At 51.0% G+C, this 20675-nt stretch carries 18 protein-coding genes and 1 tRNA gene; 14 read left to right on the top strand and 5 right to left on the bottom strand.

Annotated elements, in window-relative coordinates; genetic code table 11:
* Positions 1-11 precede the first annotated feature (11 nt).
* Positions 12-1217 (top strand): amidohydrolase family protein, encoded by a 1206-nt coding sequence (locus KIH39_RS05930; protein ID WP_213498339.1) that lies wholly within the window; start codon positions 12-14, stop codon positions 1215-1217.
* A gap of 88 nt (positions 1218-1305) precedes the next feature.
* Complete coding sequence (locus tag KIH39_RS05925; RefSeq protein ID WP_213498338.1) at positions 1306-2907, top strand: glycoside hydrolase family 57 protein; 1602 nt, start codon at positions 1306-1308, stop codon at positions 2905-2907.
* Between the two features lie 39 nt (positions 2908-2946).
* Here the strand turns inward: KIH39_RS05925 and KIH39_RS05920 are convergent, their stop codons facing one another.
* The gene (locus KIH39_RS05920; protein ID WP_213498337.1) at positions 2947-3384 is read right to left on the bottom strand and encodes a hypothetical protein; all 438 of its coding nucleotides are present in this window, start codon (positions 3382-3384) and stop codon (positions 2947-2949) included.
* A 162-nt stretch (positions 3385-3546) separates the two neighbouring features.
* Positions 3547-4245, bottom strand: a complete 699-nt coding sequence (locus KIH39_RS05915) for a hypothetical protein (RefSeq protein ID WP_213498336.1) — start codon at positions 4243-4245, stop codon at positions 3547-3549.
* Positions 4246-4394: 149 nt separating this feature from the next.
* Here KIH39_RS05915 and kdsA point away from each other — a divergent pair, with 149 nt between their 5' ends.
* The 12 genes from kdsA to KIH39_RS05855 all read left to right on the top strand — a co-directional run bounded on the left by kdsA (position 4395) and on the right by KIH39_RS05855 (position 13991).
* Positions 4395-5216 carry a 3-deoxy-8-phosphooctulonate synthase gene (gene kdsA, locus KIH39_RS05910; protein WP_213498335.1) on the top strand — a complete coding sequence of 274 codons (822 nt, stop codon included), beginning with the start codon at positions 4395-4397 and terminating at the stop codon, positions 5214-5216.
* Between the two features lie 6 nt (positions 5217-5222).
* Positions 5223-7010 carry a hypothetical protein gene (locus KIH39_RS05905; protein WP_213498334.1) on the top strand — a complete coding sequence of 596 codons (1788 nt, stop codon included), beginning with the start codon at positions 5223-5225 and terminating at the stop codon, positions 7008-7010.
* Positions 7010-7561 (top strand): HD domain-containing protein, encoded by a 552-nt coding sequence (locus tag KIH39_RS05900; protein WP_213498333.1) that lies wholly within the window; start codon positions 7010-7012, stop codon positions 7559-7561. The genes KIH39_RS05905 and KIH39_RS05900 overlap by 1 nt, the downstream gene beginning before the upstream one ends.
* Positions 7562-7574: 13 nt before the next feature.
* Complete coding sequence (locus KIH39_RS05895; RefSeq protein ID WP_213498332.1) at positions 7575-8015, top strand: FHA domain-containing protein; 441 nt, start codon at positions 7575-7577, stop codon at positions 8013-8015.
* Between the two features lie 69 nt (positions 8016-8084).
* Positions 8085-8156 (top strand) — tRNA-Gly (locus KIH39_RS05890).
* 84 nt (positions 8157-8240) lie between these two features.
* A complete protein-coding gene (gene tig / locus KIH39_RS05885) occupies positions 8241-9713 on the top strand; it encodes a trigger factor (protein ID WP_213498331.1) in 1473 nt (490 codons plus the stop codon).
* 11 nt (positions 9714-9724) lie between these two features.
* Positions 9725-10387 (top strand): ClpP family protease, encoded by a 663-nt coding sequence (locus tag KIH39_RS05880; protein WP_213498330.1) that lies wholly within the window; start codon positions 9725-9727, stop codon positions 10385-10387.
* An 86-nt stretch (positions 10388-10473) separates the two neighbouring features.
* Positions 10474-11076 carry an ATP-dependent Clp protease proteolytic subunit gene (locus KIH39_RS05875; RefSeq protein ID WP_213498329.1) on the top strand — a complete coding sequence of 201 codons (603 nt, stop codon included), beginning with the start codon at positions 10474-10476 and terminating at the stop codon, positions 11074-11076.
* A 90-nt stretch (positions 11077-11166) separates the two neighbouring features.
* Positions 11167-11787, top strand: coding sequence for a hypothetical protein (locus tag KIH39_RS05870; protein WP_213498328.1), 621 nt, complete (start codon positions 11167-11169; stop codon positions 11785-11787).
* Between the two features lie 120 nt (positions 11788-11907).
* Positions 11908-12408, top strand: coding sequence for a cyclic pyranopterin monophosphate synthase MoaC (gene moaC / locus KIH39_RS05865; RefSeq protein ID WP_213498327.1), 501 nt, complete (start codon positions 11908-11910; stop codon positions 12406-12408).
* The gene (locus tag KIH39_RS05860) at positions 12408-13403 is read left to right on the top strand and encodes a polyprenyl synthetase family protein (protein ID WP_213498326.1); all 996 of its coding nucleotides are present in this window, start codon (positions 12408-12410) and stop codon (positions 13401-13403) included. Before moaC ends, KIH39_RS05860 begins: the two co-directional genes overlap by 1 nt.
* A gap of 111 nt (positions 13404-13514) precedes the next feature.
* A complete protein-coding gene (locus tag KIH39_RS05855) occupies positions 13515-13991 on the top strand; it encodes a DUF1569 domain-containing protein (RefSeq protein WP_213498325.1) in 477 nt (158 codons plus the stop codon).
* Position 13992: 1 nt separating this feature from the next.
* Here the strand turns inward: KIH39_RS05855 and KIH39_RS05850 are convergent, their stop codons facing one another.
* The 3 genes from KIH39_RS05850 to KIH39_RS05840 form a co-directional block, all read right to left on the bottom strand.
* Positions 13993-14580 carry a thymidine kinase gene (locus tag KIH39_RS05850; RefSeq protein WP_213498324.1) on the bottom strand — a complete coding sequence of 196 codons (588 nt, stop codon included), beginning with the start codon at positions 14578-14580 and terminating at the stop codon, positions 13993-13995.
* A gap of 77 nt (positions 14581-14657) precedes the next feature.
* Positions 14658-17471, bottom strand: coding sequence for a UvrD-helicase domain-containing protein (locus KIH39_RS05845; protein WP_213498323.1), 2814 nt, complete (start codon positions 17469-17471; stop codon positions 14658-14660).
* A gap of 34 nt (positions 17472-17505) precedes the next feature.
* Entirely contained in the window at positions 17506-20637 is a 3132-nt protein-coding gene (locus KIH39_RS05840) for a PD-(D/E)XK nuclease family protein (RefSeq protein WP_213498322.1), read from the bottom strand.
* Positions 20638-20675 lie beyond the last annotated feature (38 nt).

Raw genomic sequence — 20675 nt, 5'->3', positions numbered from 1 at the left:
CCCGGGAAGACATGAAGGATCGTAAGGTCACTATCGCCGCCCGCTGGATCTTCCCTGTGACCAGTGCGCCCATAGCGGACGGCAAAATCGAACTCGATGCCTCTTTTCAAATCCTGGAGATAGGCCGTCGATGCGGGATGCAAGTCGATATCGATTTGGGAAATTGTGCGATACTTCCGCTATTAATCAATGCACACACGCATCTCGACCTTACGGGTATGGCCGGGTTGAATCCTCCCGATTCGGATTACATCCGATGGATCAAAAAAGTTATTCAATTTCGAATGTCGCAGAGTAGAGATACGATGGATCTCGCCATTCAAAACGGCTTCCAGCAAATTTTAGATTCCGGATCCATAGGACTCGGCGACATTTCGACCACCAACTACCCCGCCTTTAAAGACCACTCGGAATTCACAATACTTCGCTTTTTTGAAGTATTGGGACTGACAACCTCTCGACAGGAACAATCTTGGCGAGCCTATCAACGGCTCGAAGAAGCAGACGTGGCCTCTGGGAACTCCATTTTGGGACTAAGTCCGCACGCCCCCTATAGCACGTCCCGAAAGTTATTTGAATTGGCTGGGCGGTGCTCGAAGAAGGTCTGCAGTCATATCGGAGAGTTTCTGGAAGAGCGAGACTTACTCGAGAATCACGAAGGTCCATTCGCAGAGTTCCTGAAAGAGTTTCATATCTGGCAACCCGACGAATTGGCACCGAGTTGGGAATGGTTGCTGCAAGCGTTGCCCGACTACTCTCTCGTTGTGCATGGCAATTATTTGTCCCCGGAACATTTAGTAAAAAAGGGTCACTCCGTCGTTTATTGCCCGCGGACTCATTCCGCCTTCGAGCATCCGCCACATCCGTTTCGCGAGTTTATGGCAGCCGGAATCAACGTCTGTCTGGGCACGGATTCACTGGCTTCCAATCCCGACTTGGATACTCTTTCCGAAGCCCGGCATGTTCATCGGCTCTATCCCGAGGTGCCTGGCGAGAATCTTCTGCGGATGATCACCCAGAATGGCGCGAAGGCTCTGAACCTCAATAGAGGATACGGCCGACTCGAAATTGGATTCAGATCCCCGGGTTTTCTGGCAATTCCGCTCTCCCCTAGCGATCCGGACGATCCCTATTCGCATCTATTTGAGTCGGATACTGATCTGAAAGTCCCGCGAAAGATCATTCGATCAGACACCATTTCAGCCTATCTGTCTTAGAGGATATTCTTCTACGAAATCGTTGGTGCTCGATGAGTTGTCTGGTAAAGTAGCGGCTTGGAAAGGCTGATCTGTCTGGTAAGGATTCATGATGCCGCTGATGCCGAAGGGCTATTTGTGTCTGGTACTTCATGCCCATCTTCCTTACGTTCGACATCCGGAGCATGGCGATGTTCTCGAAGAGGACTGGCTATTTGAAGCCATCACCGAAACCTATCTCCCGTTGTTGAATCGCTTCCAGGGCTGGTGCCAGGACAAACTGGCCTGGCGATTGACGATGTCCATCACGCCGACCCTCTCGGCCATGCTTGAAGATAAAATGCTGAAGGAGCGTTATCTCCGCTATCTCGATAATCTCATCGAACTTGCAGATAAAGAGCAGGGCCGCGTCCAATGGGATTCGAAACTACGGATTGTGGTGGAGATGTATCTTCAACGCCTGTACCAGTGTCGCGAAACTTATGTCAAAATCTGGGATTGCGACCTGCTGAAAGGTTTTCGATATTTTTTTGAAGCCGGCCATCTGGAACTAATCACCTGTGCGGCCACTCACCCCTTCTTGCCGCTGGTTCAAAATCCAGTGGCCGTTGGCGTCCAAGTGGAGTTGGGCTGTCGGGAGTTCGAAAAGCAGTTCGGGCGAAGACCACAAGGCATCTGGCTACCGGAGTGCGGCTACTATCCCGGCTTGGAGGAGGTACTCTCCCGGGCCGGACTGCGCTATTTCTTCGTGGATACGCATGGTATAACCAATGCCGAGCCTCGTCCGCGGTACGGCGTTTATGCTCCCGTCGTACTCCCCAACCTGGAAATCGTTGCGGTTGGCCGGGATTCAGAAACGGCACGGCAGGTATGGTCCCCGGTCGAAGGATACCCGGCCGACGCCTGGTATCGAGACTTCTATCACGACATCGGCTTTCAACTCGATTTCGATTATCTGAAACCGCATCTTCATTCGCTCGGGGTCCGACACTTTACCGGATTAAAGTACCAGCGCATAACCGGACGAACCGAAAATAAGGAGGTTTACGAGCCGGATCGCGCGTCCGAGAGAGCCTCCGTGCATGCGGATCACTTTCTTTGCAGCCGATTAAAGCAGATTCAATGGCTGACGGAGGCTATGCCGGAGCGTCCCCCCCTGGTAACTGCTCCGTTCGATGCAGAATTGTTTGGACATTGGTGGTTCGAAGGGCCGGAGTGGCTCGACAAGTTAGTTCGCCTGACTGCATTAGAATCTGAGGAGATTCAATTAATCGCCGTGCCGGACTATCTGGAGAAATTCCCCATCGTTCAAATTTGCACGCCCGCTTTTTCAAGCTGGGGAGAGGGAGGCTACTGTGAAGTCTGGCTGAATCAGGCGAATGACTGGATCTATCCGAACCTGCATCGAATTGTGGATCGGCTCCAGGACTTGGCCAATCAATTGGAAATTCCGGATCGGATCCTCGAACGGGCAATGAATCAGGCCGTTCGCGAAATCCTGTTAGCTCAGTCTTCCGATTGGGCCTTCATCATGAAAATGGGTACGATGTTCGATTATGCCGTGCAACGCACGCACACCCATCTGGAAAATGCCGACGATTTACTCCAGCAGGTGGAACGACAAAGAATCGACCTCGAGAAACTGGAAATTCTCGAGAGTCGAAATCCTATCTTCGCGGAAGTCAATTATCGCAGCTTTCGATCGAACTAAAGCAGTGGACTGGGCATCGATTGACGCCCCGGACGACTACTAGTTTTCCATGAAGAAGTCGCGAGGACTTCGAATGAACTGCTGGTTCGGAAATACCAGAGTTCCGCCCGTCGAAGCGGCGTTGCCCGGACCTTTGCCCGCGCCATTTGCGCACTTGCCGTTGGCACATCCACTATCCTTGAGATGGAACATGCGCTTGAAAATCGGATTGAAGCCAAATCGACCGCTATCGCCACCGCCGGGAGCAGAAGCGGCTACCGGAGCGGCGTAAGGATTCATTTGAGGACCGTAACCGCCCTGAAAATTGGCGGGCATCACGCCACCCATCTGAGGCATCTGACCATAACCCGCGGGATTCTGAGGCATCTGGCCGTAGCCTGGGGGATAGGGCTGGGAACCCGGCATCATGGGCGCCTGAGCGCTTGAAACACCGGCAAGACCCATCAAACAAGCCAGGCTGAATAAAATCCGCTTCATTGCGACAACCTCCGAAGAACGTACCACATCATGGTGATAGAATCGGCATTTACGACAGGAGAGTTGCAACGAAAAACGGTTAGCACATGAAGAAAATTGCCAAGAATCGCCAAAAACCTTAAATCCTGCCCAACCTTCCTGTCCAGCGCACTTTACTCAGCCTTAAAAAATACCTCGAAACATCAGGAAGATGACCAAAATCCAAAGGAACATGACCAAGCCGATCCCCGTGGCAATGTTCAGAAGTGTGTCGGCAATAGGACCGGGCGAAACTTCCAGTTTTTTGAGCTTCAACGCAAGTTCGCTTTCAAGCTTGGACTGAATTGTTCGAGGCACATTTAACCAGGCAATACTTAGGCAGCGAAAGGGCACGTTTTCCTCGATGCTCAAGGAACCGGGATAAATCGTGAGAGGTACAGTCGTGGAATTGAGGATTGGGGCTTCCCATTTCTGATTCAAAGTCTCGGCGAGAACGTTTAAGAATCCATCTCGACTGATGTTATAAACCACTGAAGTGCGCGACCGCCTTCGAAATCCGAAAACCAAAAGCACTATCAAAAGCAGCAAATAAAAGCAGCACAGCCCAATGATAATCCGCTCGTTTTTCGCAAAGGAAACTGCAATTGCCTTGAGGGAAGATCCCATCCATAAACCGGACAGGCTGCTATCGAACAACGAGATGGCGACCGGTCCGCCAAAGATCAAAAATCCGGATAGCCCCAGGATCAGGAGTGAAAAATCGATACTTCCGGTAATCAGGGTGGGTCGATTGCGAGAATTCAGGGAAGAGAGCCCATAGAGATAAACGCACAGCGGAAGCAGGGCAATGATAATGCCTGCACCGAGAAGAAAGATGAACAATTCCTTCACTCCGAAATGGATTCGCTCTCCAGAGTTCAGAGAACTCCGTTTAAATTATCGTATATCCAGGAAGGGTTCTCCCTACTGAAATTTGAACGAAACTCTATCCATAACGTAATGAATTAAGGATTATGGGGTAAGGAGCGACCATGCAACCGGTCGATATCGAAGGGATTCTTTGCGGCGGGGAAAATCCACTGGTTTGGATCGCGGGTCCTTGCGTGATAGAATCGCACGATCTGACACTGAGGATTGCCGAATTTCTGAAACGAACCAGCGAAGAATTGAATATTCCTTTAATATTCAAAGCCTCCTTCGACAAAGCGAACAGGACTTCGGGAAAATCCTTCCGGGGGCCGGGGTTGGAGAGTGGTCTCAGAACTCTCGCCACGGTCAAAAAAGAATTGGGGCTCCGCGTCACCACCGACATTCACGAAGTGGATCAGGTGGCTGCCGTGGCGGAGGTCTGCGACATCCTTCAGATTCCGGCTTTTTTGGCCCGACAGACCGACCTAGTTCTTTCCGCGGCCAGAACCGGTCGCGTTGTGAATGTGAAAAAGGGCCAATTCATGGCTCCCTGGGATATGAAGAATGTCGCTGCGAAAATGCGCGAGGAAAACAATCCTCGTCTGATTTTCACGGAAAGAGGCTCGACCTTCGGCTACGGGAATCTCGTCAACGACATGCGAGCGATTCCCTGGATGCAAGACATTGGCTTTCCTGTGGTTTTCGATGCCACACACAGCGTTCAGACCCCCGGGAGCCAGGGTAGCAGCACAGGAGGGGACCGACGAATGGTACCCTATCTCGCCAAAGCAGCCGTGGCCGCTGGGTGTAATGCGATATTCCTGGAAACCCATCCGAACCCGGACAAGGCTCTGAGCGATGGGCCGAATATGATCTCGCTGGATGATCTGCCGAAACTGATAAAAACCTGCCTGCGAATTAGAGATGCTGTTAAACCGGAGTGAGACCCGATGCGACGATTTTGGTTACTGTTTGTTGCCGGTACTTTATTTGCCGGGGTCGGTTGCTCCAGTTCGAGTGATACCAAAAAGAAAGCGAACAAGGACAGCTCTACCGAAAACCGGGAGAGTTCCCTGGCCGCTTATCTCGATAAACCTATCGATGCCAACAGTTGCAAGGAATTGCTTCAGAACTACATCGCCAGTCTGCCCGAAGCGAAGGCCCTAAAGCTGAAGAAGGCCGTCGCGGGCCTGAAAGAGTCGCTGACCAGCATCCCCGCGCTTTCCCTCAAGCCAGATGCGGAATTTCTGATCAGTGAAGAGTTCGTCCTGGCGGACGCCATCTACCTGGAGGAAAATCTTCTCCTTCGCGAAGTCGAAAAAAATCTCCAGCTATCTAAATTGGCACCGGAACTCCGGGCCAAAAAAGCATTCGAGTGGGTCTGTCGACAAGTTTACATCAAGAATCGTCCATTACAGGCCTCGATGGCAGCTCCCGCGCATATCACACTGCAGTCCGGTTGCGGAATGCCTTGGGATCGTTCATACACCTTTCTCGCGCTTCTAAGACACCTCGATTTGGAAGGGTTTTTGTTGGCGCCCCCTGAATTGAACAAAACGATGTTCCTGTCGGGAAATGCTCCTAACCCCGCTTCTAAATCAGGTCCAGCCCCAAGCTCGGCGCCCAAGGTGGCCCCGATCTGGGGAGTCGGGGTCTTGATTGGAAAGGACATGTTGATTTTTGATTCTCAGACCGGCACGCAGGTTATGCTCGCCGGTGGCCAACCTGCAAAAATTCAAGATCTGAAGAAAGACGGGGAACTGGTTAGCCGAATTATCGAACCGAAACGCCCTTTTACACTCACTTCGGATCAGGTTCGACAATCAGTCCCTTTTATCGCGGCCCCCTTGTCCTCTCTGGCCGCACGAATGAAATTCCTGGATGAAGATCTGAAGCACGAGCTCTCTTTGCATCGCGATGTGGTGGCCGCGATGACGAAACTCAAGGATGCCGGGTTCGAACCGCAAATCTGGAATGTACCGGGAGATCCGGCTAATTTTTGCCATCTGATACAGCTATTGGCAATTAACCCGCCAATACTCGATCAGATTCGAAGCCAGGTTATTCCCATGGAAGCTTTTCCTCGGGTGTTCTTCACCCTGGAAAGCGAGCAGGCACGCGGTGGGCCACTCAAGATCTTCTCTAACGGCTTTCTGAAAATGCATTTCAATATGGATGGCAATCCGGAAGCGGATCCGCCGATTGTTCAAGGCCTCTTCCGCGGTTCATTGAATGATACGATCAATAAGCTTCTGAAGCTTAAGGATACTGCCGAAGCCGAACGGCAGATCATCCAGAAAGACCCCAATTTGGAAAAAGAAGTCTTCAAATGGTGCGAGGCGGCGAACCAGGCCTATGCAGCACTCAGCCGGGCGGAACGAAGTAACGACGCATCGGCGAAAGCACTGGCCCAAGGTAACATCGAACAGATTTTCAAAGCTTCCGGACGGGCGATGAGTCTGGTTTCGCGAGTCGTTTTTACGATGACGAGTAAAGATGCACTTTATTACGTAGCCATGGCAGTGCACGAGAAGGCGGAACGGCTTTCCCTCCGGGCACTCGCGGAACCGGGCAAAATCTCAGCCGCTTTGATTAAGGATGCCTGGAAAGATTCCGTCGATTGGTGGTCGCGCTATCTCAACTACTCGGTCGGCGGCAACGAATTGGGAAATGCTGCCCGAGAAGCCCACGCAAACAAACTCAAAGAACAGGCGACCCAATTGGCGGAGTCCAAATAATGGATCGCGCGCAAGCCTGGAAACTCGTTCAGGAATATGTGAAGAGCGAAAGCCTGCGCGGGCACATGCGAGCCGTGGAATTGGCTATGCGAGCGTACGCTCGAAAGTGGCAGGAAGACGAGGAGTTGTGGGCCCTGGTTGGTCTCCTTCACGATTTCGACTACGAGAGATATCCCGATCCACCTTTGCACCCCTTGGAAGGTGAGAAGATCCTCAAATCTCTTGGCGTATCCGAAGAAATCACCTACGCCATCAAGTCTCATGCGGATTACCTGCCCGAATGCCCGAGGGTCACCCGTCTTCACAAAGCGTTATATGCCTGCGATGAGCTCTGTGGCTTCATCACCGCGGTTGCCCACGTTCGACCCGAAAAATTTACCGGGATGACGGCTTCGAGCGTTCGAAAAAAGATGAAGTCGAAGGGTTTCGCCAAGAACGTTTCCCGCGAAGATATGGAGAGAGGTGCGGCCGACCTGGGCGTGGATTTCGATGAACATATCCAATTTGTTATCGATTCTCTGACGCCCCACGCGGTAGAATTAGGTTTCTAATTTCAGGTGGGGCATGCGAATCCGACTTGTGCCACTCAACGGCGGTAATGCCATCGATCTCAAAAAATCGCTCCTGATCGTGGGACGCAAGGAAGATGCCGACATCTTCGTAGCCCACAAAAGCGTTTCCAAGCAGCACTGCATTCTGGTGCAAACGGATGGAATGGTTTTTCTGCGAGATCTGGGAAGCACTAACGGTACACGAGTCAACGGCCAGCGAGTCCGCCGGGCTGCTTTGCTACCCAACGATCGAATCAGCTTTGCAGGAGTTCCTTATAAAGTGGTTTTTGGAGAAGAAGCCCTGGATGCCACCCAGTCGGATGCGATCGGAGCGGATGAAATCGAAGCGCTGAAAAATATGAAGCCGGATTTAGGAGAAGCCGCCGACCCGACTCGAGACGAACCGACACTGGGACCGCCGATAGTGCGGCGAGATTTGCCGGATGTGCTTTGAAATGTGAAAAATTTCGGTAAGCCCCCTTGCTGGCAGGCAGGGGTCTGCTTATCATTTCGTATACAAAATGCGGGTGTAACTCAGTGGTAGAGTGCCACGTTGCCAACGTGGTTGTCGTGGGTTCAAGTCCCATCACCCGCTTTACGATTCGTAGATCCTATGGTGGCCGTGAAGACTATCCCCCGGGATAAACCTTCGCGGCTCTTCTAGTTAAAAGGGGCATTCATGACGGACGAGATTACACCCGCCGCCACTCCGGGAACCTCCGTTGAAGAAAACAAGCTCGCACAGGAAGTCGTCATTAGCGATGTCGGCCCTTGCAAAAAGCACGTCAAGGTTACCGTGGACCGCAAATCGATCGATGAGCGATTCAACGAAAAATATACTGAAATCGTAAAGAACTCGAACGAACAACTTCGTGGCTTCCGCCCCGGAAAAGCTCCGAGAAAGATCGTCGAACGCCGCTACAAGAGCAGCGTCGAGGAACAGGTTCGCATGGAAGTGCTGATGGCAAGTCTGGAGCAGATCGCTTCCGATAATGCCATCGCCCCGCTGAGCCCTCCGGAGCTCGATCCCGAAAAGATCACCATGCCCGAGGATGGTCCACTGGTTTATGAATTCGACGTCGAAGTACGCCCCGAGTTCGATCTGCCCGAGTACAAGGGTTTGAAGCTCAAACGGCCGACCAAAACTTTCAACGACGCGGATATCCAGGCGGAAAAGAAACGCTTCCTGGCTCAGTTCGGCAAACTCGAACCGAAACCGGGAGATTCTCCGGCCGTTGAACTCGAAGACTTCATCATTGCCGATTTGAAGGTCACTCACGATGGTAAAGATCTGAACAATCTCGTCGACATGAAGTTAAAGGTCGAAAAGAGCCTGGCTCTTTCGGACGGTGTCGCTCCCGAATTCGGCAAACAGCTGACCGGGGCGAAAGCCGGCGATACTCGGACCGTGGAAATCAAGATTTCTGAGCAGGCCGCCAATCCCGAACTGCGCGGCCAACTGGTCAAAGCCGATTTCACGATCAAAAAGATCGAAGTTATGGTTCTTCCAGAGCTAACCGACGATATGTTGAAGATGTTCAACGTTCGTACTATGGCTCAGTTCGACGAATTGATGGCCTCCGCCTTGGAACGTCGACTAGAATATACCCAGCGGCAGTCTGCCCGGGAAGAAGTGTTTGGTTTAATCACCTCTTCGAGCAGTTGGGAATTGCCTCAGGACCTTTTGGCTCGCCAATCCAAGCGAATTCTGGCTCGCCGCATCATGGAAATGCGGAATGCCGGTATGAGCGAAGAAGAAATCATGACCCGGCAGCGGCTCATGACCCAGGACGTGCTGCAAAGCACGGCCAAAGCTCTGAAAGAACACTTCGTGCTGCAAAAGATCGCCGATGTGGAAAAGATTGAGATCGACGAAGGCGATATCGATACGGAAATCGAAACAATTGCTGAACGAAACAACGAATCACCACGCAAAGTGCGTGCTCGATTGGAACGGGAAGATCTGATCGAAGCTCTGGCCACGGAATTGCTGGAACGCAAGGCCCTTGACTTGGTCCTCCAGAATGCAACATACGAAGATGTGCCGCTGAAGGAAGACGACGCCGCTGAGTTTTCCAGTACGGGTTCTCAGGCGATTCCTGGTGCTATGCAGCAGCCGGAAGCCTCTTCCGATCAGCCCACCAAAGAATAAGGGGGACGTGCATGCACATTGATACAGGTTCTAATCCCTATATGGGACCGTTGTTCGAACCGAAGATTCAACGTTTTCGAGAGACCGTTCGCCAGCGTCAAATGACAACCGGCGACCTCCTGCTCGATAACCGGATTATCTTCCTGGGCAGTTCTCCGGAAACTGGCGGACAGTCCGCAATTACGGACTTCCTCGCTAACATCACCATCCAGAAACTCCTGTATCTTCAGTATGAGAACAAGACTCAGGAAATTCACATGTACATCAACTGCCCTGGAGGGTCGGTAACGGCCACCCTGGCAATCTACGATTGCATGCAGTTTCTGGAATGTCCCATTGCCACTTATTGCATGGGCCTGGCCGCCAGCGGGGCCGCGATTATCCTGACGGCAGGAAACAAAGGCCGTCGCTACGCCTTGCCGCACTCCAAGATCATGGTCCACCAGCCCTACGGCCAGGTGGGAGGGCAGGTTTCCGATATCGAAATTCAGGCCGCGGAAATCCTGAAAGACCGTTCCTTGCTGAATGACATTCTGGTGAAGCATACCGGTCAGCCATTGAGTGTCATTGAGAAAGAAAGCGAACGGGATCGGTTCTTCAGTGCCATCCAGGCCAAGGAATTCGGTCTGGTCGACGAAGTGCTTCAGAAAATCGAGTCCCCCAAGAAGCCTTAATTCGAGCGTTATCGATCAATATTTTCCGCTGCGGATATCTCCCGCGGCGTTTACCCTAATCGAATAAATTCAGTGGGAGGCACATCATGCCGTTGGTTCCCTACGTTTTAGACCGCAGTAACCGGGAAGAACGCGTATTCGATATCTACAGCCGATTGCTCAAAGATCGAATTATCTTCATGCTCGGCCAAGTCGATGATCAATCGGCCAATCTTGTCGTAGCTCAACTTTTGTATCTTCAGTACGAAGATCCGAAAGCCGACATTCACCTATATATCAACAGCCCGGGCGGCTCGGTAACAGCCGGAATGAGCATCTACGACACGATGCAATTCATCTCCTGCGACGTGGCGACTTATGTGATTGGCCAGGCCGCCAGCATGGGAGCGGTTTTGTTGACAGCAGGGACAAAGGGGAAGCGTTACGCTTTGCCGAATTCCCGAGTTATGATTCACCAGCCGCTCGCCGGTACAGAAGGTACCACGACGGAAATCCTGATTCATGCCAAGGAATTCATTCGGACCAAGAAACATCTGAATGCGATTCTTCTGAAGCACACGGGACAGACTCTGGAAGCAATCGAACGAGACACCGACCGCGATAAGTTCATGGATGCCTCGGAAGCGAAAGAGTACGGAATTATCGATCAGGTATTGGAAAAGCTTCCCATGCCGATCAAAAAGGATTGATCCGCCATTACGAAACTCCAAAACGCATGGGAATTAAAAGACCCATGCGTTTTTTTGTTTAATGAGTTTCACGAGAAGGAAGGACGTTCATTGCCGGTTCGCTTGCTACTAACGTCTTTATTTCTTCTGCTTAGCTTCGGTTGCGGAGGACGAGCCCAACTCCGTCAGGAAGGAGTAGAGGCCGAACTACGTACCAAAGAACGCGAGAATCGCGAACTGAAGGAGTCCCTGGAGGCGTACCAGAATCAGACCAAAGCCCTCGAAAATGAATTTCTCGCACGGCAGGCGGCTCAAAGCAAAAACAGTGCGGAAGATCGCTCTATCGGCATAGCTATCAAAGACCTGATTTTAGGCACTGGAACCGCCGGTTTGGACGAGGATGGCCTTCCAGGGGATGAGGGCTTCCAGGTCGTAGTCGTCCCGCGGGATGAGGACGGCAGTCCGCTAAAGGTCCCGGGAGTTCTCAAAGTTTTTGCCAGCCAATTTACCTCTACAGGCACGAAGGAAAGTCTCGGCGGTTGGCAAGTCGATGGAGCCACGCTGCGAAAAACCTGGAAAACCGGGCTTTTCAGCACCGGCTATTACGTTCCGGTTTACTGGCAAACTCTCCCTAAAACCAGCCGAATCCGCATACAAGTTCAACTGCTTACCCTCGATGGTCGAACTTTCGAGGCAGAAAAAGACATCTCCATAAAATTGCCCAGTCCCTGATTGAATCTCCTAATCTGTTAATTCTTAATCTTGAGAACGGTTACTAAAGTTAGAGCCTTAGCTAAGCTAGGACTTATTGCGAAAAGATCCGACGCCCGTCGATGATTGGAAGTCGCTGACATGGTAAATCCGTTCACACATTTCGACGATACTGGTGCCAGCCGTATGGTCGATGTGGGCGATAAAATGGAGACAGCCCGCAGCGCTACTGCCAGTGCTTTGGTTAGGATGAAGAGCGAAACTGCGACTCTGATTCGGACCAAAGCATTGAGCAAGGGAGATGTTCTGGAGGTCGCTCGGCTGGCTGGTATTATGGGAGCCAAGAAAACTTCCGACTTGATCCCCTTATGTCATCCGCTTCCGATCCATGGCGTGGAAATTCAATTTGAATTTACGGATGATAGAACTCTGCGAATACTGGCGAGCGTCAAAGTGACCGGTAAAACGGGCGTCGAAATGGAAGCTCTGACGGCTGTCAGTATAGCGGCTCTGACCGTGTACGATATGGCCAAGGCTATCGATCGGGAAATGACGATCGAGAAGATCCGCCTCGAAGAAAAACTGGGTGGCAAATCAGGCCACTTCCAGGCAGGGGAAGATCGAGAAAGGACCACTGGGTGATGACAATTCAGCCCCCAACCGAGGCTTCGCCAAACGGTAGAAAACAGGATTTTCTCAATGCACTTTTGAGTGATGATCTTTTACGAGTCGAAACGCATCTGGAGCAGTTCCTGTCTCCTCACCGCAAGAAATTTCCCGACTTGGTCGAGCATCTGGCTATCTATAAAGGCAAGCGGCTGCGACCGGCTCTCACTCTACTGTCCGCTCACGCTCTGCAGTTGGGCGTGCTCCCGCACCATCATCTGGCCGCCGCTATCATCGAACTGATTCATACTGCGACCTTGATACACGACGATGTTCTGGATGAAGCGGACGTTCGTCGAAAAACCCTCACGATGCACCAGCGATGGGGTAACAAATCCAGCATTCTGTTAGGTGATTTGCTGTTCAGTATGGCTTACCATCAGGCCAGCAAGACAGGTGATGCGAAAATTGGTGAGATGATCGGTGAAGCCACCACGCGAGTTTGCGTCGGCGAGATACAGCAAAGCCTCGGTTCCCAGGGCTGGGAACTGACGGAGACGGAGTACTACAGCATCATTGATGGCAAAACGGCCGCTTTGACGGAATGTGCCTGCCGACTCGCAGGTCAGATCTCCCGAGCGAAACCGGAAATCACCGAGCAACTGGCCCTGTACGGGCGGGAACTCGGTATCGCTTTTCAGATTTCGGACGATCTGCTGGATATTGTTGGGGACCAGCGTTCAACCGGAAAGACCTTGGGAACGGATCTGATTCAGAAAAAAGCGACACTGCCCATACTGCGATTCTTGCAGGAAGCCTCCCAATCTGAAAAGACTCTGTTTGAAAGCAATCTCGATAATCGCATGGTTATCGTCGAGTTGTTTCGAAAGGTTGGAGCGTTGGAACAAGTGCGTCATGTCGTGGACATGCACATTCAGAGAGCGAAACGACATCTGCAGGTTCTGCCCAATTCGACATTTCGGTCCGCGTTGGAGAAAATTGCAGAATGGTGCAGCGTTAGAGAGTGCTAGGAACCGGCAGGTGCTTCCCACAGTCGGGCAAAATCATACGATTTTAGAATTGCGACTTTTCTTCAATCCCAGGAAGAGGATTCGAAAATTTAAATAATCGGAGAGACTTTAATGCCTGTCCAGACTGCGAAGGTTCAAGGTAGACGGTCTCTAAATTTCCAATCTTACGAGGACCTCCTACACGACGCCCAAACCATAGTCGCCACTCCGCACAAAACCTTAGGCAACTGGACTACGGGCCAGATTCTTCAACACCTCGCATTGACCCTCAATGGTAGCATTGAGGGCATGAAACTCGAATTTCCCTGGTTGATGCGCCGAATGTCCCGGATCTTCAAAAAGCAAGTTCTTCGTATGAAAATGCCGGCAGGATTTAAACTGCCTAAAAAAGGCGGTGAAACACTGAAACCGGCAGAAAATATCAGTGCGGAAGAGGGCCTGAGGCAACTTAGTGAAGCAATCGAGAGACTGGAGCGCGTTCCCGAAAGAGCACCGCATCCCATGATGGGTAATTTATCTCGAGAAGAATGGGATAAAATTCACTTTTCGCACGCCAGTTTGCATATGAGTTTCCTGGTGCCCGAATAAATTAAGGCTTCCAACCCGTACAAACTCCCGATTCGACTGATTCGAAGAAATGGCGTCGACAGAGTGGGACATACCGCTCATTGCCGCCAATCTCCACCTGCTGGCCTATTCGTTCCACAGCACCTGAAGCCGAGACTCTGACTACCATCGTGGCTTTCTTGCCGCAGCAACAAATCGTTTTTAGTTCCGCCAGAGTGTCGGCCCAGGCGAGCAGGGTGGCGCTTCCCGGAAACAACTCTCCTCGAAAGTCAGTACGCAGGCCATAGCACATCACAGGAACATTGGTCTCGTCCACGATCCGGGACAGCTGCCGAACTTGTTCCCTGGTCAAGAATTGTGCTTCGTCAATCAGTACGCAATGCGAAGGATCGGATGTGCATATTTCCCAGAAATTCGTTTCGCTATTGAACTGCCTCGCATCGGCCGCAATGCCAATGCGCGAAGCGATGCGGCCCTGACTGCGGATATCGATCATGGCTGTGAAAATGTGAGTCCGCATTCCCCGTTCGGCATAGTTGTACGCCGCCTGAAGAAGGGATGTCGATTTCCCGGCGTTCATGGTCGAGTAATAGAAGTAGAGTTTAGCCATATTCAGTTTGAGAGGTAGACAATACTTTAGTGAACAATCCTCAAAAAACTTAGATCATACAGCGGTGCTCCGTGCAATTAAAGCAGATTGTCCAAAGGTTTGTATCGGCTCATATCGGGCAGCTTTCCCGGTATTTTTCTGGATTTTTCATAGGGAGCCTGAGCAATACCTTTGTCGGTCTCGCTGATGACCCGGATGGAAATGGGCAAATCTTCCGGAACTAATTGCAAAATTTCCCCCGTACGTATATCGAACTTCTGGCCAAGCTTCAGCAGCCAACTGTTGGGATCGAGCTTGGCCATATGAACGTACGGATTCCTTTCCTGATTGAATTTGTTGAAGCCCGCCGAAAGTATCAGAAGATCTCGCGGTCGGGTGCAGGCCACATAAAGTACTCGAAGTTCTTCCTGATCGTCTTCCATTCGATCCGCAATCGCGGCCAGTCGCCAATTCTGGTCCGAAAAGGGGAGGGGGTCTTCGTCCTGAGGCGGACTGGAAACGCAGCCGAAATAGCGCTGCCACTTTACCTGCTGGCCAACCGGGGAGCTTTTCTTTCGATTGTAATCGGCAATTATCACAACGGGAAATTCCAGCCCTTTACTCTGGTGGATAGTCATTAGCTTCACCACATCGGCGTTTTCCGGCTGAGTGGCTGCTTGTTCTTCCTTCGGTTCGTTCTCCACCAGTTCCGCCAGCCGTTCAATGAAATCGGTGAGTGTAAAAAATCCCGCTTGATCGAAACGGCGGGCCAATTCGACGAGCTTCCAAAGATTCGCCAGTTTTCGATCGCCCAGAAATTCAAATTGAAGCGCGGCATCGTAACCGGTGTCTTCAATGATTCGAACTAGAAGATCGTGAATCGAAACGTGGTCCTTGATATTCGACCAATGTTTTAAAAAGGTCCGAATGGTCTTCAGTGCCTCCATCTGGTCCGGAGGCAAGGAAGGAAGGGATTCTGAAAACAGACAATCCCAGAGATCCCCGGAAGATTGACGAAGGAGAAATAAACTCTGATCGTTGAGACCCGCCATCGGAGATCGCAAGAGGCCGGCCAGAGCGATGGAATCGTTAGCATTTTCCACGATTCGGAGCACGTTCAAAACATCGTAGATTTCCTGTTGAGCGAAGAAGGCCCGACCACCAATGAGATAATAATCGATCCCATAGTAGCGAAGAGCTTCCTCGTAGAGTTGAACGTTGCTCATCGATCGGAACAGGATCGTAACGTCTCCCGCACGTACAGGACGAAAGGTCCTGGTCTTGGAATCCCAAATTCTTTCCTCCTTGGATTGCAATAGCTCGGAAATCCGTCGAGCAATTAAACGTCCCTCGGCCTGGCGAGTTTCTTCCACGGAAACTTTTTCAGAGGCGGCTTCGACTTCGGGGAACGACCAGAGAAATTCAACGTTGGGATATTCGAGAACGGGCCGATCAAAGGCTTCTAGAGGAACGTAGCTGTCGAACACCTTGCGAAATAGAGTATTTACAAAATCCAGTATGGGCTTTTGTGATCGGAAATTGGTACTGAGATCGAGCTGGCCAGGCTCGGGCATCTCATTCCGAAGTTCATTGAAGAGGAAAACGTCCGCGCCGCGAAACCGATAGATCGACTGCTTGGCATCCCCCACGGCGAACAGTTTCCCATACTTCAGTCCCGTGTCGCAAATCAGTCTCACCAACTCCATCTGAGTCGGATCAGTATCCTGAAGTTCATCGAGAAGAATAAAACTGTACTTCTGAGCAAGTTCTTCCCTGACGTCGGGATGATTTTTGAGGAGATCCCTCGCCATCACTAAAAGATCGTTGAAATCGAGAACCGCCCGGTCCTTTTTGCGTCGACTGTAACCGTCGTTGACTGCCAGAGCCACCCGAACGAATTGCTGAGCCACTTCAAAATCGTTGAAACTCCACTCTCCGCTTTCATTCTCCAGAAAGGCATCCAGCTTATTCTTAAGACTATCGCGGAATCCCTTCAGTGCCTCCTTAACATTCTCCGCCTCCTCCGGATCGACAAGCTGGGCGATGATCTCTTTAGGACCCAGCAAAGTTTTGTGCAATTCCTCATAGGCTTGCTGTAAATTCGAAGCGGAAGACAGGGCTTGCAGCTGTTCGATAGCCTCCCGTACTTTGACGGGCAGCAGATTCCCTTCGTATCGTGATTTCAAAAGAATTGTCAGATACTTAACGCTCGTGGGATCGGAGGTAAGCAAAAATCGGCAGTATCTCTTAAGTAGCTGGATCTTGAGACTAGCGATCCTCGCACGATACTCGGCTTCAGACAAATTCAAAAAATCGGACCAAGCTCCCTGATCCAACTCTTCAATCAAATGAAGTACCGAATTCTGGATCTTATACCAGCCGAACAGTTGCGTCAAAGCTCTTAGACTGTTCCCAGCGTCGGATTCCTCCAGCAAAAGCGATTGAAGTTCCTCTCGAATAGCTTCCCATCGTACGTTCAGCGAAAGGACTTCATCGAGAATTTCAAACTGCGGATCGATACCCATTTCCGCTGGATATTGTCGTAATAAGTTTCCGCAAAAGGAATGGATCGTGTTGATCGGCGCGGATTCCAGTTCTTCCAGTCGATCTTCCCAGAAAGTGCGATGCTCGGTACTCGACTGGTCCCGCTCCTTACGAAAGGAGCCTCTAATACGCTCGCGCATTTCCCGAGCGGCCCGTTCCGTAAAAGTAATGGCCACCAGTTGACCGACACTCGACCGATCATTTTTAATATGCGATAGATACCGGGCCGTCAGTACGTGAGTTTTTCCACAGCCCGCCCCGGAGGATAGATGCACCGATGAACCGCGAAGTTCGACGGCTGCAGCTTGCTGAAGGGTCAATCCCGCAGCGCGTACTTCAGTAGGTAGATGCGGTACATCGGCGGACATGTCGTTATTTCTATCCTTTCGAAACTAGGATTTTTCAAGTCTCGGGAGGATCGAATTTCCAATCCTCTTTGCGATCCCGGCTCTCACTGATCCGGCAAGATTGGGAATACGGGCAGTGGCTGCAATTCTCTTTATTTCGTGGTGCAAGAGGGAATAACCCGCTCCGGATTCGCTTAACAATCTCCCCGACCCAATTTTCCAGTCTTTTGCGGTACTGATTCCATTCCTCCAAGGACATGGGAACCGGATCGGAACCCTTTTTTTTCTGTTTGGGGAAAACCGTTTTCAAGCCTTCGTGGTGGGCGACGAACCAATAGGCCAGTCCCAGGGGCCGAGCATTCTGATTCTGAAAGAACAAAGTCTGCGCGGCCAGCGCATAGAGCGTTAATTGCAGCCGCTCCATGCTTTCGAACATCTTCGGGGTGTAGTGATTTGGAGTGCCGGTCTTATAATCGATTACCCAGAAGACTAACCCATCCGACAGTTGAACTGAATCCACGCGATCGATCACACCACCAAGTTTGATCGCAGCTTCTCCGGTGCCAATTGACAACGGCGGGTTCTCGGTGTCATTACTGAGAAGATCGATTCGCCTGGTACCAAAAGCTCGCTCCAGATAGAGAGGTTGTGGAACCCCGGTGGATTTCATCCAACCTGACTGAAATTCCGCCCATTGCGTTCCGTAATTTCGTGTCAAACGAAGCAATCGATTGCCTTCCAGTTCCCAAAGCTTGCGAGTGAACAAGCTGGCCGATTTCGATGCATTTTCGAGTATGGCCCGGTTCAGTTCACTTTGAAGGTGCTTTCGAAACTCCTCGGATTTCGGATCCACCGCGGTCTTACTCAAGATGGTCCGATGCAATCGGGCGATTGCCCGGTGAAAGGCCATCCCCCGTTGCCAGACTTCGATATCCTCATTGGGTTCTTCGAGTTCCCGGAACCCGAGGGCATCCTGCATCCAGAAACGAAAGGGACAACTGACGTAGCGTTCCAAGGCCGTGGGACTGAAGATTTTGGAGTTACCGAATTTTTTTTCTAATTTCGAGGTGACCTTCGGAGAGGCAATCATCCCATCGTATTCGTTATGATTTTTCGATCGGAAGCGAGATTCGGCCATTACAGCCGCACGCTGAAGAGTCTGAGACGTGCGACCGCCCCAAGACCAATCCACTTTATCAATTCTCGACCTCGACCGTGCGACAAATTGACATCGTCGCTCAAAATTTGCGTAAGGGGTTGATTCGAAAAATCCGGAGAGCAGCATCGACTGCGCGGTGGTCTCGACAACTTCCGGTTCAAAACAATCGAGCAAGTTGCCAACAAAAGTGGCGGGCAACAACGGCTGACCCGAATTATCCAAGGCAGGGTAGGAGAGAATGACCCCCTTTTTTGGAGTAGCTAGCAGTCTCCGGAAAAGATCCTGCTCTACTTCTAAATCCGTGTCCGGTTCGGGTAATGGTGCACCTTCGCTAGCTAATTGTTTAAGTTGCTCGTGATTGAGAAGTGTTTTAGTTCGATTGAGATTGGGAAAGGAACCTTCCGCCAAGCCCGCCAGGAACAAATAATCACAATCCAGATGAACGGCTTCGTTGGCCTCGAGTATCCGGACTGTCTGGGCTGTAGTTTCTGGGCTTGTAGAGCAATTCGCCAGCTCCGAAATCAATTCGAAAAATTCGGTTTTATTCCAAGTGCGAGTAGTTTTTGGCAACTGCTGGAAAATCTCAAAGAACGCATGCCATTTTTCAAGTTCCGCAGGGTGCGGTAATAAAGCTTTTTCAAAACCGAATTCCCGAGCAAAGCGCTGAAGCCAATTCGCATATTCCGCGAAAGTCGCTTGTCTGGGAGCAGAATCGAGCAGATCGAACAAATTGCGAAAGAAAGACTGCGAGCGGGTTGCAATTGACTGCATGCGAGTCCGCTCGTAACCTTCCATTTCCTCATCTTCCAACGGTTGCGGGGGACTGACCGACCAGGTTTGAAGTCCTTGCTCAAAAGCTTCTCGGCCGCTTGGTTCCCCGAGATATCGGAGAAACAACTCCGCCTCACGCAAAAATTTTCTCTCACTGGAAATCTCTTCCCATTCCGGCCGAAAAAAGTTGGATCGCAATAGCATGGCAATCTGTCGGAATTGCCAGCCCGCTGCGGGAATGTTCAAAAAATTCAGCAGTGCCCGAATCGCGGGAACACGCTGATAGTTCCCGCAGTACAAGCTGCTGACCGGAATACTGTATTGCCGGAGCGTCGAGAGAATTAAATCGGCTTTGCCAGGCTGCTTGTGGAGGCCGATTAAAATCCTTTCGGGAGCGACACTTTTCTCGATCAACTGAGCAATCCGGCGAGCAATCAAGCGTGCCTCACCCAACTCGGCCGGCGCCTGAATCAATTCAATTCCTTTGGCGGAATTCAATTTTTTCGGATCAGACTTGAATAACTGAGAATTTACGTGAGCAATCGTTTTCGAAACTTTTAATTTCGAGGCCGGAATGGCTGATTCCGGTAGAGAAAACTTTCGCGCCCAAAATAAGGCCTGATCTCTTTCACGGCAAACCAGCGTTAAGTTAGTGTTTTGAGCTAGAAAGCCGATGAATCCTTCCCAACGCATAGCGACAGCAGAATCCCCATCAACAACCAGCTCACACGGTAAGTTGGGCTTTTCTAGAGGACCTTTCCAATTAAAAATTCGTGCATCCCGATAGCCCGATTGTTCTAGAAGTCGCCGGTAAACCGGCGGCAATAAATCGAGACAGGGAATTGAAATCGGATGAGAATTCAGATCCAGCAAATCAAAAGTCTGGCTGACGGCCTGGGCAAAGCCAGGACTAGCCATCTGTCGATCGTTGGAAGAATTCTGCTTTCGGCCAGATAGCGATCTCAATGCTGCATTGAGCAGAAGCTTAAAGACGCTTCGAAATCCTGCGAGATCCAGTGGCCGAGCGGGATTGAGCACTTTGTGAGCATATTCCTCTATCGATTGAAATGAAATATGTTCACGGAACACAATCTCGCTCGATTGAACGAGCTGCAGGTTGTAGCCACACTGACTGACATGACTGGACAACCATACGATTTCACCGACACCCTGAGTTCGGATCATCGATTCGGGCAGAATCTTTGCCAGATTAGCCGGCTCGACTTTCAGACTCACGAGCTTGACGCGATAATTCATACCGCAAAGATCTTTCCGATTACAAGTTCTTGCTTGCC

It is taken from the genome of Telmatocola sphagniphila (genome assembly GCF_018398935.1).
GTDB classification, from domain to species: domain Bacteria; phylum Planctomycetota; class Planctomycetia; order Gemmatales; family Gemmataceae; genus Telmatocola; species Telmatocola sphagniphila.
Note: the sequence above shows the minus strand (reverse complement) of the source record. Positions and strands in the feature narration are given on the sequence as shown.

Excerpts from the sequence above, each read along its gene's own strand:
- KIH39_RS05930 (WP_213498339.1), top strand. The coding sequence starts at position 12 with ATGAAGGATCGTAAGGTCACTATCGCCGCCCGCTGGATCTTCCCTGTG.
- KIH39_RS05925 (WP_213498338.1), top strand. The coding sequence starts at position 1,306 with ATGATGCCGCTGATGCCGAAGGGCTATTTGTGTCTGGTACTTCATGCC.
- KIH39_RS05920 (WP_213498337.1), bottom strand. The coding sequence starts at position 3,384 with ATGAAGCGGATTTTATTCAGCCTGGCTTGTTTGATGGGTCTTGCCGGT.
- kdsA (WP_213498335.1), top strand. The coding sequence starts at position 4,395 with ATGCAACCGGTCGATATCGAAGGGATTCTTTGCGGCGGGGAAAATCCA.
- KIH39_RS05905 (WP_213498334.1), top strand. The coding sequence starts at position 5,223 with ATGCGACGATTTTGGTTACTGTTTGTTGCCGGTACTTTATTTGCCGGG.
- KIH39_RS05900 (WP_213498333.1), top strand. The coding sequence starts at position 7,010 with ATGGATCGCGCGCAAGCCTGGAAACTCGTTCAGGAATATGTGAAGAGC.
- KIH39_RS05895 (WP_213498332.1), top strand. The coding sequence starts at position 7,575 with ATGCGAATCCGACTTGTGCCACTCAACGGCGGTAATGCCATCGATCTC.
- tig (WP_213498331.1), top strand. The coding sequence starts at position 8,241 with ATGACGGACGAGATTACACCCGCCGCCACTCCGGGAACCTCCGTTGAA.
- KIH39_RS05880 (WP_213498330.1), top strand. The coding sequence starts at position 9,725 with ATGCACATTGATACAGGTTCTAATCCCTATATGGGACCGTTGTTCGAA.
- KIH39_RS05875 (WP_213498329.1), top strand. The coding sequence starts at position 10,474 with ATGCCGTTGGTTCCCTACGTTTTAGACCGCAGTAACCGGGAAGAACGC.
- moaC (WP_213498327.1), top strand. The coding sequence starts at position 11,908 with ATGGTAAATCCGTTCACACATTTCGACGATACTGGTGCCAGCCGTATG.
- KIH39_RS05860 (WP_213498326.1), top strand. The coding sequence starts at position 12,408 with ATGACAATTCAGCCCCCAACCGAGGCTTCGCCAAACGGTAGAAAACAG.
- KIH39_RS05855 (WP_213498325.1), top strand. The coding sequence starts at position 13,515 with ATGCCTGTCCAGACTGCGAAGGTTCAAGGTAGACGGTCTCTAAATTTC.
- KIH39_RS05850 (WP_213498324.1), bottom strand. The coding sequence starts at position 14,580 with ATGGCTAAACTCTACTTCTATTACTCGACCATGAACGCCGGGAAATCG.
- KIH39_RS05845 (WP_213498323.1), bottom strand. The coding sequence starts at position 17,471 with ATGTCCGCCGATGTACCGCATCTACCTACTGAAGTACGCGCTGCGGGA.
- KIH39_RS05840 (WP_213498322.1), bottom strand. The coding sequence starts at position 20,637 with ATGAATTATCGCGTCAAGCTCGTGAGTCTGAAAGTCGAGCCGGCTAAT.